Origin of the sequence: Kitasatospora humi (genome assembly GCF_020907985.1) — a bacterium.
Classification (GTDB): domain Bacteria; phylum Actinomycetota; class Actinomycetes; order Streptomycetales; family Streptomycetaceae; genus Kitasatospora; species Kitasatospora humi.
The window spans coordinates 1-13,266 of sequence record NZ_JAJJPA010000029.1 but is presented as its reverse complement, the minus strand read 5'-3'; the positions used below and the strand labels follow the sequence as shown (position 1 = coordinate 13,266).

Here is a 13,266-nt window from a genome sequence, read left to right as displayed (position 1 = left end):
GCACGCCCAGGCCCGGAAAACCACGGTCGGCCGGATGGCACCGGTCTCACAGCGCCACGGCCGACCCGACCGCACCGTCGTTCAGCACGCCACGGCCCCGAGGAGCCGGCGCCCGGCCCGCACCACCGGCTGCTGCAGCGTCGGCCCGGCGTTGGCCAGCACCAGTGCACCGGCCTCCGCCTCCGGGCTGAACCCCATGGTGGCCGTGAAGCCGCGGGTGCCACCGGTGTGCCAGAGCAGGGTCCGCCCGTCCGTCTCCCGCCGGTTCCAGACCAGCCCCAGCTGGTTGGCGCCGTGCTCCGGCCGCACCCACTCCTGCTGGCCGGCCATCAGCGCCGCGGTCAGCTCCGGCACCGACTCGGGCCTCAACTGGGCCTGCAGGTAGCGCAGCAGGTCGGGGCCGCTGGCGTAGACCGCGCCGGCGCCGACCAGGGCGTCGAAGGTCCAGTGCTCGACCGCGCGGCCGTGGTGGTAGCCGGTGGCCGCGCCGGGCAGCAGCTCGTGCGGCCTGGCGACCAGGGTGTCCCGCATGCCCAGCGGCCGCAGCACCCGTTCGGTCAGCAGGGTCGGGTAGTCGGTGCGGGCGGCGTTGGCGAGCAGCTGCCCGAGCAGGCCCACTCCGAAGGTGGAGTACCGGACCCGTCCGCGCCGCCCGGGGTGCAGCCGGGCGGTGTCGTGGTAGAGGTCCTGCGGGCGGTAGCGGCGGTAGGGGTTGCTCAGCCAGTGCCGCGCACCGCGCCGGAAGACGCCGGGCGGCAGCTTGGGCAGGCCACCGGTGTGGGTGGCCAGTTCCAGCAGGGTGACCGGTCCGGCGGGCGCCGCGTAGCCGGGCAGGTGGGCGGCGATCGAGTCCTGGTAGCGGACCTCGCCGCGCTGGACCATGTCGGCCAGCAGCAGCCCGGTGAAGGTCTTGGTGAGCGAGCCGAGGGCGAAGGTGGTGCCGGGGCCGACCAGCCGCCCGGGACCTGCCCAGCCGGCGGTCAGCAGCTCCTGCTCGGGACCCTGCACCAAGGCCGCGGCCAGGCCGGGCACGTGCCGTTCGGCGAGCAGCGCGGCGGTCTCGTCGGCCAGCAGGCCTGCCAGGTCGGTACCGGTGGCGGCGGTCATGACGCCACCGCCAGGGCCCGGGAGACCGTCAGGGTGCCGGCGACGGCGGCCACGATGGTCGGGTGGTTGTGGTTGTGGAAGGCCTGCCCGGGGTCGTCGGGGGGCCGGGTGACGCCGTTGGGCACCATCCCGTCCTCGCGCTGCGCGGCGGCCAGGCGTTCCCAGGCCTGCGGGTACCACTCCGGCTCGGAGAGGCAGACGTCGACGATCAGCAGCTCGCCCAGCAGGTCCCAGGAGCGGGTCTCGGCGAACACCTCCACCCAGACCGGCAGCCAGCGGTGCAGGTAGTCCTGCAGCCGTGGCTCGAGTGCCTCCGGCTTGCCGCCCCAGTCGGTGAGGTGGAAGACGGTGTGGGTGACCCCGTAGGCGTTGAAGGTGTCGAGCATCCACGGTTCGGGGGTGCCGCCCAGCCAGGTCTGGGCGATCAGGCCGGGCACGTCCGGCGGGTCCGGCAGGCCGAGTCGGCGCCGGGCCGCCAGCACGGCGAGCCGCCGGTTGGGCACGTGTTCGGTGACCGCGGCCGCTCGCAGGCCCGCCTGATGGGCGGCGAGGCGCTCAAGCGGCGGGTGCCGCAGACCGGCCAGCGTGAAGTGGGAGTAGATCTCGACCGGGTGGGTGGCCGGCGGGGTGTGCCGCAGCAGGGTGTAGAGCAGTTCACCGGCGTCGAACTCACGCCAGGCGAAGTCGATCAGCTCCTCGGCGGTCTGCGCGCTGCGCGGTCCGGCCACCGCCTCGCGACGGACGATGGCCGCGGCCAGCGTCACTTCGGCGAGGCCCTTGAGGGCGTCTCCGGTGAGTTCCCAGTGCTGCACGTCCCGGGGCAGCGCGAAGTTCGTCCGCATCTGCCCCAGCCAGGCCAGTGCCTGGTCGGCGACCTGCTGGGCCCGGCGCACCATGGTGACGTCCATTCAGCTCTCCGCTCCGGCGAGGACGAACCGTCGGGCCAGCGCGACGTCCAGCTTGGTGCGCGGCTGGTCGGCGGCGAGGAACTCCAGGTGCTCCAGGACGGGGGCGAGCAACGGCTCGCATGCCTGCCGCTCGTCCAGGGCCAGCCAGCGGGCCAGCTTGGCCGCGCTCGGGTAGTCGCGGCGCAGCAGTGCGCGGCTGACACCGCGCATCAGGTCGAGTCGGCGGCGGCGGGCCTGCTCGCGCAGCGGACTGGCCAGCGGGGGCAGCGCCAGCGAGGAGCAGCGGACCAGCTCGGCGGACCAGGCGGCCCAGTGCGGCGCCTCGGTGGGCTCCGCCGCGGTGCCGGCCAGACCGGGCCAGCCGGCGGCGACCACGCCGAGTTCGGCCAGCGCCGCGGTCAGCGCCTGGTCGCGCAGCGCCCAGAGGGCGGCGTCGGGCGCGGTGCCGGGTGGTGCGGGGAAGGCGCCGACGGCGGCGTGCACCAGTTCGGCGTCAGCGGTCGGGAAGGCGTGGCCGGCCAGCAGGTAGGCGCTGAGCACATCGGCGCCGAGCACCCGGATGGCTGCCAGCGCCGGCACCGGCTCGTCCTGTTGGGCGACCTTGCGGTGCAGGCTGAACGAGCGAGCCGTACCGCTGATGGCCGCGACCAGTTCGTCGGCCAGTGCCTGGGCGGCCGAGTCGACCGCACCAGACACCGTCTCGTGGTTGATGGACACGGGTTCGTGGCCCTCTAGAACGCCGCCGCACAGGCGAGGTTCTGGACCATGCCGACGTAGGCGTCCTCGACCGGCTCGTCCTTGCGCGGGTCGGCCGACAGCAGGACCGCGCCGGCCAGCAGCAGGAGCGCGGCACCCTGGGCGGAGCCGGGACCGGTGGACGTGGCGGATTCGCCGGTGGCGATCAGGTGGCGCACCGCGTCCTGGTCTTCTTCACCGGGGACCACGAAGCCGTAGGTTTCCAGAACAGACATACCGTTTACCTCCCTGGGTAAAGTCGGGTCCGGTACTTCCACGCTGCGACGGACCAGCCGGGAGCGGGCGCTCCTACTACGCCGTTCGGGTGAGCTTGCCGAGAGGCCGCCCGAGTGGGAAGTCGACTTGTGCGGCCGTCGGGCCCCGGGTGCCGACCGCGTGGCGTTCGGCGCGTGCTCAGCGCCGACGGCGCGGTGACGGCGCCGGCCGGACCACCCACCGACCCGCCGTCACCTGCCCCGCGCGGGGCGCCGCCGGTCGGTGGGCCGACCCGCTGGCCCTGGACGCCGGTCCGGGCGGCCGCGGCGCCGGCGCTGCTGCTCGGGGCGGGCTGGGCCTGCCTGCCGGCCGGGCCGGTGGGGGGCCTCGCGGCCAGTGGGCCTGGGCCGACTTCGCGGCCCGGCACCGCGGCGCGGCCTACGACTTCGGCTGGTACGGCGGCGCGCATCCGGTCTCCTACAGCGCGCTGACCCCGTACCTGATGGCGGCCCTCGGGGTGCCGGCGGTCGGCGTGGCCGCCGCGGTCGCGGCGGCGGCGCTGCCGGCCGTGCCGGTGCTGCGGATGCCCGCGCTGTGCCGGCCGCTGCCGGTGGCGCTCCGGGAGCCTTCGCGATGCCGGCGGACGTCATCGCCGGGCGAGTCACCTTCGCGGTGGGGCCGGCGTTCGCGCTGACCGCGGCGGCATCCCGCGGTGCGCCGCCCGCGGGCCGGGCCGACGGGCTGCTCGCCGGGCTGCGCGCGCTGCACGCGGACCGGGCCCGGGTGGAGTCGGTGCCCGTGGTGGACCACCGGGAGTCCTGGCGCCTGCTTCCCACCGTGGAGCCGGCGCGCGGTCCACCGACGCCCAGCCCGATGGTGCCGGCCCCGGCCGCGGTCGAGCACGCCGACGACGGCGGGATGGTGCTGACGGTGCCTGCGGCCGGCTCGGTCGCGGCGCGGATCCCCTGGTCACCGTGGCTGGTCGTGCACGGCCCGGCCGGGGCCTGCCTGCGGCAGGACGGTGACTGGACCGCGCTGACCAGCACCGCGCCCGGGCGGTACCGGATCGACGGCCGCCACGACCGGCCGCGCGGCTCGCGGCCTGCTCAGCCGGCCGCCCGGGGGCGTCGGCTCCCCGCCCACAGGGGGGAGGCGGGGGGCCGACGGACCCTCAGACGGCCGGGCCGTCGTCGTCGGCGGCGCCCTCCGAGGGGCGGCGGGCCGCGTCGAGGTCACCCGCACCGAGGCCGCCCGCTTCGAGCTGCCTGGTGTCGACGTCGGCCGTGTCGACGTCCAATGCGTCGACGTCCAGCGGGTCGACGTCATCCGCGTCGGCGTCGGTGGGATCGACGACGAAGGTGTAGGTGCCCTCGATCACTCTTGGGACCTTCTTGCGCTCCATAAGTGCTCTCCTTCAGCAGGGCTGCCGCGGCAGAGTCCTCCGGCGATCGCAGACCCGACACTACCTTCCGTCGCCAGACATGTACATGGCGTTCTGGCGCAAAGCCCGCGAAACCCGCCCCTCAGCCGAGCCAGCCCGGCCTGACCAGGCCCGACTCATAGGCGCGGACCACCAGTTGGGCCCGGTCCCGGGCGGCCAGCTTGACCATGGTGCGGCTGACATGGGTCTTGGCGGTGAGCGGGCTGACCACCAACCGGCGGGCGATCTCGTCATTGGAGAGCCCCATCCCGACCAGGGTGAGCACCTCCCGCTCGCGGTCCGTCAACACGTCCAGCGAAGGCCCCGCGCTCGCCGCCGGCGCCTTGGAACGGGCCGCGAACTCGCCGATCAGCCGCCGCGTGACACCCGGCGAGAGCAGCGCGTCGCCCGCCGCGACCACCCGCACCGCTCGCAGCAGGTCGGCCGGCTCGGTGTCCTTCACCAGGAAGCCGGCCGCGCCACCGCGCAGCGCCTCGAAGACGTACTCGTCCAACTCGAAGGTGGTCAGCACCACCACCTTGACCGCGGCCAGCTCGGGTCGACCGGTGATCTGCCGGGTGGCCTCCAGGCCGTCCGTCCCGGGCATCCGGATGTCCATCAGCACCACGTCGGGTCGCAGCTCGGCGGTCAGCCGCACCGCCGCCTCGCCGTCGTCGGCCTCGCCGACCACGGTGAGGTCGCGCTGGGCGTCCAGCAGCGCGCGAAAGCCCGCCCGGACCAGCACCTGGTCGTCCGCCAGCAGCACCCTGATCATCGGTCAGCCCCGTTCCGTCAGCCGTCAGCCGTCATCCGGTGCCCCGGCCCCCGGGTGCCCGGCCCGGTCGGCAGCCGGGCCAGCACCCGGAAGCCGCCCCGGTGCGGCCCCGCCGCCAGGGTGCCGCCCAGTGCCTCGGCCCGCTCCCGCATCCCGGCCAGTCCGTTGCCGCCGCCCGGCGGTTCGGCCGGCTCGGGCTTCGCGGCCGGGCCCGGATCGTCGACCCGCACGGTCAGCCCCGCGGGCTGCGTCCAGTCGAGCAGCACCTCGGCCCGGCGGGCGGCCGAGTGCCGGATCACATTGGTCAGCGCCTCCTGGACGATCCGGAACGCCGCCAGTCCCGCCCCGGCCGGCAGCGCCCGCGCCGTGCCGCTGGTGGTCACCGTGACGGTCAGTCCCGCGTGCGCCGCCTGCTCGACCAGCTCCGGCAGCCGGTCCAGCCCCGGTGCCGGCCGGCGGGGTGCGGCGGTGCCGGGCCCGCGCAGCTCGCCGAGCACCTGGCGCACCTCGCCCAGCGCCTCCTTGCTGGCCGCCTTGATGGTGACCAGCGCCGAGCGGGCCTGCTCCGGCCGCTCGTCGATCAGCTCCAGTGCCACCCCTGCCTGCACGTGGATCAGCGAGATGCTGTGCGCCAGGATGTCGTGCAGTTCCCGGGCCATCCGCAGCCGCTCCTCGTCGGCCCGGCGCCGCGCGGCGGCCTCCTCGGCGGCCCGGTGGGCCGCGATCCGCTCGTACCGGAACCGCAGCAGCTCGGCCACGGCCGCGAGCAGCAGCGCCATCGCGGTGACGCCGAGCTCCTGCCACCAGCCGCCGTGCCCGCTGCCGCGCAGCCGGCCCGCCGGCACGGCGAAGGTCAGCAGCAGGTGCCCGAGGTAGACACCGCCCAAGGCCGCCCAGGCCGCCCGCCGGTGGCCGAGCCGGACCGCGACGCAGTAGGCCACCGCGAAGCTCAGGAAGACGGGGCCGTACGGATACCCGGCCGCCAGGTAGACCAGCAGCACCACCGCGGTGCCGACCACCGCGGCCACCGGCCGGCTCCGGCGCAGCACCAGCAGCGCGGGCCCGGCCAGCAGCAGCAGGTACCCGACGGCGTCCAGCGCGTGGCGCGGCGGCACCTGGTGGCGCGCGGCGGCCCCGCTGCCCACCACCTGGATCAGGGCGATGACCACCGAGGAGGCCACCGGCGGGGCCGCCCGGAGCCACGGCGGCCACCATGGGACGCGGCCGTGCCGGGGCTGCTCGCCGCTCATCCGGCCCGGTCCTGGTCGCTCGGGTCGCGGCCGACCGGGGTGCTCGCTCCTGCCGGGGTGCTCATGTCCGCAGGCTAGGCGAGATCACCCCGGCGCGGCATCAGCCCGCCGGGGTGGCCGTGCGTACTCCCCGGGGAGTACGCACGGTGTCCGGGACCGGTCAACGCGCCGCCCATGCCGACAGCCGCCGCGCGGCCCGGTACTGGCGCAGGATCTGGGCGAAGGTGGTGTGGCCCTGGGTGGTCTGGGCGAACGCCCGCCAGGCCGGACCGATGAGGCAGATCGCCAGGTGGAACAGGTGGGGCCGGCGCTCGAAGGCGGCCAGCATCACCTTGCCGGCCCGCATCTCCACGCCCAGCCCGGCCTTCACCGCGAACGCGTAGTTGAGCGCCTGCCGGCGCACCTCCTGCGGCGTGCCCGCCTCGGCCACCTGCACCGCCCACTCCCCGGCCAACCGCCCGGAGCGCAGCGCGTAGGAGATGCCCTCCCTGGTCCACGGCTCCAGCAGTCCGGCCGCGTCCCCGGCGACCAGCACCCGGCCGCGGGAGAGCGGCGAGTCCTCGGCCCGGCAGCGGGTCAGGTGCCCGGACTCCACGGCGGGCCGGAACTCGGCCAGGCCCAGTCGGCGGATGTAGTCGGCCAGGTAGCGCTTGGTCAGCTCGCCGTCGCCGCGCGCCGAGATGACGCCGACGGTCAGCGTGCCGGAGTCGGTCTTGGGGAAGACCCAGCCGTACGAGCCGGGCAGCGGCCCCCAGTCCAGGTGGATCCGGCCCTCCCAGGCGCGGGCCACCCGCTCGGGCACCGGGATCTCGGCCTCCAGGCCCAGGTCGATCTGGTCGAAGGTCACGCCGACGTGCCGTCCGATCCGGCTGGCGCTGCCGTCCGCGCCGACCACCGCGCGGGCCCGCACCGAGCGGCCGTCGGCGAGCGTCACGGCGACGGTGCGCCGGTCCGGGCCGCCCTGCTCGACGCCGGTCACCGTCACCCCGGTGACCAGCACCGCGCCCGCCTGCTCGGCCGCCTCGGCCAGCCGCTGGTCGAACTCGGTGCGGTTGACCAGCCCGAAGAGCATCCGCCGGGAGCGCCGGGTGCGGTGGTAGCGGCCGTTCAGCGCGAAGGTGACGGCGTTCACCCGGTCCTGGAACGGGATCTTGAAGTCGTCGGGCAGGCTGTCCCGGGACGGTCCGATGATCCCACCGCCGCAGGTCTTGTACCGCGGGTGCTCGGCCTTGTCGAGCAGCAGCACGCGGCGGCCCTGGCCGGCGGCCGCGTACGCCGCCGAGGAGCCGGCCGGCCCCGACCCGACCACCACCACGTCCCAGACGCCGTCCAGCGGATCGGGCCCGGTGTCGCCGGCCGCGCTCCGGTCGTCGCCGGTCTGATCGACGGGCGTGCTCTGCTCTGGCTCGGGCGGGTAACCGGAATCTCTCACGTCGAGTCATCCTATGCGCCGACACGTCAGTTCACCCACCACCGCCCGCGCGCCCGGGTGCGGCCACCTATGCTCGACGGGCAGGTGGACCCCCATCCCTTCCGGAGACCTTGATGACCGAGCCCGATCTCGCCGCAGCCGTCCGTGCCCTGATGCCCAGAGCCCGCCAGGAGCTGGCCGAGCTGGTCGCCTTCCCGTCGATCGCCGACCCCGAGCTCGGGCTGGAGGCGGAGTGCCGGGCTGCCGCCGAGTGGGTGGCCGACGCGCTGCGGGCCGAGGGCCTGACGAACGTTCGGCTGCTGGACACCCCGGACGGCACCGCGTCCGTCTACGGCGAGCTGCTCGCCTCCCCGGGCGCTCCGACGGTGCTGCTCTACTCCCACTACGACGTGCAGCCGGAGCTGGACGCCGCCGGCTGGGCCAGTCCGCCGTTCGAGCTGACCGAGCGTGACGGCCGCTGGTACGGGCGCGGCGCGGCCGACTGCAAGGGCAACATCCTGATGCACCTGACGGCCATTCGGGCGCTGCGCCAGACCGGCGGGTCGCTGCCGGTCAACCTGAAGGTGATCGTGGAGGGCTCCGAGGAGCAGGGCACCGGCGGGATGGAGGAGTACGCGCTGGCCCACCCGGAGCTGCTGACCGCCGATGCGATCATCATCGGCGACGTGGGCAACTTCGCGGCCGGGCAGCCCACCGCCACCGCCTCGCTGCGCGGTGTCTGCGACGTCACGGTGGAGGTCCGCGCGCTGGCCGGCAACCTGCACTCCGGGCAGTTCGGCGGCGCCGCGCCGGACCCGCTGGCCGCGCTGGTCCGGATGCTCGACTCGCTCTACGACGAGCACGGCGGCACCGCGATCAAGGGTCTGCCCTGCGACCAGACCTGGTCGGGCGTCAGCTACCCGGAGGACCGCTTCCGGGCCGACGCCAACGTGCTGGACGGCGTCGAACTGATCGGCACCGGCGAGATCGGCGACCGACTCTGGGCCCGCCCGGCGGTCACCGTGCTCGGCATCGACGTGCCGCCGGTGGTCGGCTCCACCAGCTCGGTGCAGGCCGGTGTCCGGGCCAAGATCAGCCTGCGGGTGCCGCCGGGCATGGACGTGAAGGCGGCGCAGGACGCGCTGATCGCCCACCTGGAGTCGGCCGCCCCCTGGCAGGTCCAGCTGACCGTCACCGCCGGCTCGATCGGCTCCGCGTTCAGCGCCCGCACCTCCGGGCCCGCCTACGAGGCACTGAAGGGCGCGGCGCGCGAGTCCTACGGCACGGAACTGGCGCTGGCCGGCATGGGCGGCTCGATCCCGCTGTGCAGCACCCTGGCCGACCTCTACCCCGACGCGGAGATCGTGCTGATCGGCGTGGAGGAGCCGACCACCCAGATCCACGCGCTCAACGAGAGCCTGGACCCGGCCGAGTTGGAGCAGATGACCCTGGTCGAGGCGCTCTTCCTGCGCGACTACCCGAAGGTCTGGGGCAAGTAGGGCCGGTCCCGGGTGGGACGCGGCTAGCCGAACGCCCGCGGCACGTACCGGCCGCGCCCCACCCGGTCGACCGCGCCCAGCACCACGGCGCCGGCCACCGCCCCGGCGCCGCCGCCGAAGCAGAGGTCCGACACCAGGTCGTCGAGGCCCCTCCGACCGTCGTGCCGCCGCCCGGTCAGCACCCGGTGTCCGGCGCCCAGCGCGGTGAACGCGCCGAGCAGGGCGCGGCGCCGCCGGCCGCCGGCGGGGGGCGGCAGCTGCTCGGCGGGCGGCACGGCACGCAGTTCGCGGGCCAGGTGGCGGCCGAGGCAGGCCAGGGCGGCGGCGGAACCGGCGTACTGGGCGATCGTGCAGAGCGGCACGCCCGCCACCGGTCGGGTCAGCGCGGGCAGCAGGCGCACGCCGGCCCGCCCGGGGTGGGTGAAGGCGTCCCAGCCGACGTGGCTGGCGGCGCCGACGGCTGCCGAGAGGGCGAACGCCCAGGGCCGCAGCGGCTCACCGCGATCAGCGGTGGCGGCCGTGGCGGCGGCCGCCCAGGGCGGCGGCAGGGCGCCGAGCAGCGGGCGGCGCAGTGCGGTCCGCCAGCCGAGCACCATGGCACCGGCCAGCGCGACGTCCACCGTGGGGACGGCCCACCAGCGGTGGGTCACGGCGCCGTGCCGGAACAGCCCGGGGTGGCAGGAGGCGGCGAAGAACGGCACGTCCGGCGCCATCGATCCGGCGACCAGGCCGGAGGCGATCAGCGGTCCGCGCCCCCGCAGCCCGCGCAGCAGGGGCAGCACGGCCGCCGGATGGCTGAAGGTGAACGGCACCTTCCCCATGGTGGCCCACCGCACCGCCGGACGCACCCGCCTCACGTATTCGCCGGACGCACCCCACACGGACCTACGCCTCATGCTGCCGGACGCACCCCCGCACGGACCTTGCCCCACGCCGCCGGACGCACCCCGCACGCCGCCGTCAGACGCCTGGCCGCCGAACAGAGCGGATCTCGCCGCCGCCCCGCACCCTCGCCTCAGACCCCCGCGTCCTCGGCCCCGCGCCCTCCCCTCAGCCCGCCGCCCGCGCCTCGGCCCCGCGCCCTCCCCTCAGCCCGCCGCCGTCCCGGCGGGCAGGCCGAGCGCGGCCGGCCGCCCGGCTTCCAGGTACTGCGGCGCGTCCCCGTTGCGCGCGGCCAGGGCCGCCAGCAGCCGGCGGTGCCGGTTCGGCGGCAGCAGCTCGGCCGCCTCCTCCGCGCTGACCAGCCGCCAGGCCCGCAGCTCGTCGGGCGGCAGCCGGAGCGCGGCCCGCCGACCGGGCGTCAGCCGACCCCCGTCGTAGACCAGTCGCAGACCGCCGCGCCGCCCCTCGGTGGCCGGCTCCCAGTCCACCGCGAGCAGCCGCAGGGCTGCGGGCTCCAGCTCCAGGCCGAGTTCCTCGGCAACCTCGCGCACGCCGGCGTCGGTGGGTGCCTCGCCGAGCTCCACCACGCCGCCGGGGAACTCCCAAGCGGGCTTGTACACCGGGTCGACCAACAGCACCCGGTCCTGCTCGTCGAAGAGCAGCACCGCGGCGGCCACCGTGTCGCCGCGGGCCGTGGAGCTGCGCACGATCGGGCAGCGGGCGGTGCCGTCCTTGACCACCGCGGCCAGTGTCTCGGCGACCTGGCGCGGCGTCAGCTCGGCGGTGTCCACGACGTGGGCGTCGCGGTGCATCCAGTGCTGGGCCGTGCGGTAGTCGGACAGGTGGTCCAGGCGCCAGCGGCGGGTGCGGGCGCTGGCCTCCGGGTTGTCCCGGTACTCCTCGCAGGCCGTGATCCGGCTGCGCAGGATCGTTTCCTCAGCATGCAGCACGAAGTGGTGCACGCTGATCCCCCGGGCCGCCAGGGCACCGAAGATCTCGTCACGGTAGGCCTCGCGCAACAGGGTCATCGGCACCACCAGGGTGCCCGGGACCTCGTCCAGCATGGCCGCGGCCACCTCGGGCACCAGGCGGCGCCAGGCCGGCAGGTCCTGGAAGTCGGTGACCTCGGCCAGCCGCTGGGCCGGCAGCCACTGGCGCAGCGCGTAGCCGACCTCCTCGGGATCGAAGAGCGTGCCGCCGGGCAGCAGTTCCACCAGCTCCCGGCAAGCACTGGTCTTGCCCGCACCGAACGTCCCGTTGACCCAGACGATCACGACATCCCCTGCTCTCGGCCCAGCCCGGTCCCCCTGCTGGGCAGCCCGGCACCCGTTCGGGTGGTACCCCCACCGCCCGACTTCTCATACCTGACGATTCGATGCTCGGTCACACCGGAGTGGCACACGTACGCCCTCCGCCGCCTCGCACGCGGGCGCACACCCCGGCGTGCCGCATCTGAGCGAGCACCCTATCTGACAACCCATCACCCAGTCCGTCCGTGGCGACTCGTGCTCCGGCGCGCCGCACGACGGCCCCTCCTTCCGCCACGCGGCCGTGCTCGGGGACTACGGACCGAAACCGGCGGCACGCCACCCCGACACCACGAGGCCACAGCCCAGGAGCTGAAGCCTCGTCACGGTGAGCACCGTTGCAGTGCTAACCCTCCAGCAGTCGCTTCTTGAGCACCTTGCCCATGGCGTTGCGCGGCAGCTCGTCCACCAGCACCACCCGGCGCGGCCGCTTGTGCGCCGAGAGCCGCTCGGCGACGAAGGCGGTGAGCTGATCGCCCGTCACCGGCCCGGCGGGGATGACGAAGGCGACCACCGCCTGGCCCAGGTCCGGGTCGGGTGCCCCGACCACGGCGGCGTCGGCGACCCCCGGGTGGTCCCGCAGCGCCGCCTCCACCTCGCCCGCGCCGATCTTGAACCCGCCGCTCTTGATCAGGTCCACCGAGGCGCGGCCGACGATCCGGTGGAACCCGTCCGGGCCGATGACGGCGACGTCCCCGGTGCGGAACCAGCCGTCGGCGGTGCGCACCTCGGCGTCGGCCGCCGGCCGGTTGAGGTAGCCGTCGAACAGCGTCGGTCCGCTGACCTGCAGCTCGCCGACGCTCTCCCCGTCGGCCGGCAGCGGTGCGCCGTCCTCGCCGACCAGGCGGGTGGCCACGCCGGGCAGCGGCAGGCCGACGCTGCCCGGCCGGCGTTCGCCGTCCGAGCGGGTGGAGACGGTGATCAGGGTCTCGGTCATGCCGTAGCGCTCGATCGGCCGCAGCCCGGTCAGCTCGGTCAACCGGGTGAAGACCGGCACCGGCAGCGGCGCACTGCCCGAGACCAGCAGTCGGGCACCGGCCAGCGCCCGGGCCGACGCCTCGTCAGCGGCGATCCTGGACCAGACCGTCGGCACCCCGAAGTAGAGGCTGCCGGCCGCCTCGGCGTAGGCCGTCGGCGTCGGGCGGCCGGTGTGCACCAGGCGGCTGCCGATCCGCAGCGCGCCCAGCACGCCGAGCACCAGGCCGTGCACGTGGAACAGCGGCAGACCGTGCACCAGGGTGTCGTCCGGGGTCCAGGCCCAGGCCTCGGCCAGGGCGTCCAGGTCGGCCGCGACCGCCGCCCTGGAGAGCAGGGCGCCCTTCGGCGGGCCGGTGGTCCCGGAGGTGTAGAGCACGAACGCGGGGCGCTCCGGCTCGGGCTCGGGGCCGCCGAACTCGTGCCGTTCACCGAGGTCCACCGGCAGCGCCTCGGTCCCCGGCGCCGACTCGTCGGCACCGGCGAACAGCTCGGCGCCGGAGTCACGCAGGATGTGCGCCCGCTCCACCGGCCCGGCGTCCGGCGGGACGGGCACCACCGGCACCCCCGCCAGCAGCCCGCCGACCACCGCCGCCACGGTCTCCGCGCCGGGCCGGGCGAGCACCGCCAGCGCCCTCGCGCCGCCCACCCGGGCCGCGACCGCTCCGGCCGCACCGAGCAGCTGCTCGCGACTGAGCGCCCTGCCGTCGATCCGCAGGGCGTCGGCGGAGTCGTCCTGGCCGTCCTGAAGTGCCGTCAAGAGGTTCACAACGGCACTCTA

General features: G+C 75.4%; 13 protein-coding genes and 1 pseudogene. 3 read left to right on the top strand and 11 right to left on the bottom strand.

Going from position 1 to position 13,266, the window contains the following annotated elements; translation table 11 throughout:
* Window positions 1–81 precede the first annotated feature (81 nt).
* Genes LN042_RS24270 through LN042_RS24255 form a run of 4 tightly spaced genes read right to left on the bottom strand, consistent with a single transcriptional unit; the run spans window position 82 to window position 2,986 of the window.
* Window positions 82–1,107, bottom strand: a complete 1,026-nt coding sequence (locus tag LN042_RS24270; protein WP_230053450.1) for a serine hydrolase domain-containing protein — start codon at window positions 1,105–1,107, stop codon at window positions 82–84.
* Window positions 1,104–2,015, bottom strand: coding sequence for a DUF6895 family protein (locus LN042_RS24265; protein WP_230053449.1), 912 nt, complete (start codon window positions 2,013–2,015; stop codon window positions 1,104–1,106). Before LN042_RS24265 ends, LN042_RS24270 begins: the two co-directional genes overlap by 4 nt.
* Window positions 2,016–2,732: a hypothetical protein gene (locus LN042_RS24260; RefSeq protein ID WP_230053448.1), complete on the bottom strand. Its 717-nt coding sequence runs from the start codon at window positions 2,730–2,732 to the stop codon at window positions 2,016–2,018.
* Window positions 2,733–2,746: 14 nt separating this feature from the next.
* Window positions 2,747–2,986, bottom strand: coding sequence for a hypothetical protein (locus LN042_RS24255; protein ID WP_230053447.1), 240 nt, complete (start codon window positions 2,984–2,986; stop codon window positions 2,747–2,749).
* An 89-nt stretch (window positions 2,987–3,075) separates the two neighbouring features.
* Between LN042_RS24255 and LN042_RS24250 the strand changes: the two genes are divergently transcribed.
* Both LN042_RS24250 and LN042_RS38305 read left to right on the top strand, forming a co-directional pair.
* Window positions 3,076–3,660: a hypothetical protein gene (locus LN042_RS24250; RefSeq protein WP_230053446.1), complete on the top strand. Its 585-nt coding sequence runs from the start codon at window positions 3,076–3,078 to the stop codon at window positions 3,658–3,660.
* Window positions 3,600–4,055, top strand: a pseudogene (locus LN042_RS38305) (DUF8823 domain-containing protein); the annotation flags it as partial. The gene LN042_RS24250 and the pseudogene LN042_RS38305, both read left to right, overlap by 61 nt.
* An 82-nt stretch (window positions 4,056–4,137) precedes the next feature.
* Here LN042_RS38305 and LN042_RS24245 read toward each other — a convergent pair.
* The 4 genes from LN042_RS24245 to LN042_RS24230 form a co-directional block, all read right to left on the bottom strand.
* On the bottom strand, window positions 4,138–4,368 hold the full coding sequence (locus LN042_RS24245; protein ID WP_230053445.1) for a hypothetical protein: 231 nt from the start codon (window positions 4,366–4,368) through the stop codon (window positions 4,138–4,140).
* Between the two features lie 121 nt (window positions 4,369–4,489).
* Entirely contained in the window at window positions 4,490–5,161 is a 672-nt protein-coding gene (locus tag LN042_RS24240) for a response regulator (protein ID WP_230053444.1), read from the bottom strand.
* Between the two features lie 17 nt (window positions 5,162–5,178).
* Window positions 5,179–6,411, bottom strand: a complete 1,233-nt coding sequence (locus LN042_RS24235) for a sensor histidine kinase (protein ID WP_230053443.1) — start codon at window positions 6,409–6,411, stop codon at window positions 5,179–5,181.
* A gap of 160 nt (window positions 6,412–6,571) precedes the next feature.
* Window positions 6,572–7,744, bottom strand: coding sequence for a geranylgeranyl reductase family protein (locus LN042_RS24230; protein ID WP_230053508.1), 1,173 nt, complete (start codon window positions 7,742–7,744; stop codon window positions 6,572–6,574).
* Window positions 7,745–7,956: 212 nt separating this feature from the next.
* Between LN042_RS24230 and LN042_RS24225 the strand changes: the two genes are divergently transcribed.
* The gene (locus tag LN042_RS24225) at window positions 7,957–9,321 is read left to right on the top strand and encodes a dipeptidase (RefSeq protein ID WP_230053442.1); all 1,365 of its coding nucleotides are present in this window, start codon (window positions 7,957–7,959) and stop codon (window positions 9,319–9,321) included.
* 23 nt (window positions 9,322–9,344) lie between these two features.
* Here the strand turns inward: LN042_RS24225 and LN042_RS24220 are convergent, their stop codons facing one another.
* From LN042_RS24220 to LN042_RS24210, 3 genes are all read right to left on the bottom strand, one after another.
* Window positions 9,345–10,133: a DUF4184 family protein gene (locus LN042_RS24220; protein ID WP_230053441.1), complete on the bottom strand. Its 789-nt coding sequence runs from the start codon at window positions 10,131–10,133 to the stop codon at window positions 9,345–9,347.
* A 276-nt stretch (window positions 10,134–10,409) separates the two neighbouring features.
* Window positions 10,410–11,477, bottom strand: a complete 1,068-nt coding sequence (locus LN042_RS24215) for an NUDIX hydrolase (RefSeq protein ID WP_230053440.1) — start codon at window positions 11,475–11,477, stop codon at window positions 10,410–10,412.
* Window positions 11,478–11,856: 379 nt separating this feature from the next.
* A complete protein-coding gene (locus LN042_RS24210) occupies window positions 11,857–13,254 on the bottom strand; it encodes an acyl-CoA synthetase (protein ID WP_230053439.1) in 1,398 nt (465 codons plus the stop codon).
* Window positions 13,255–13,266: the final 12 nt, after the last annotated feature.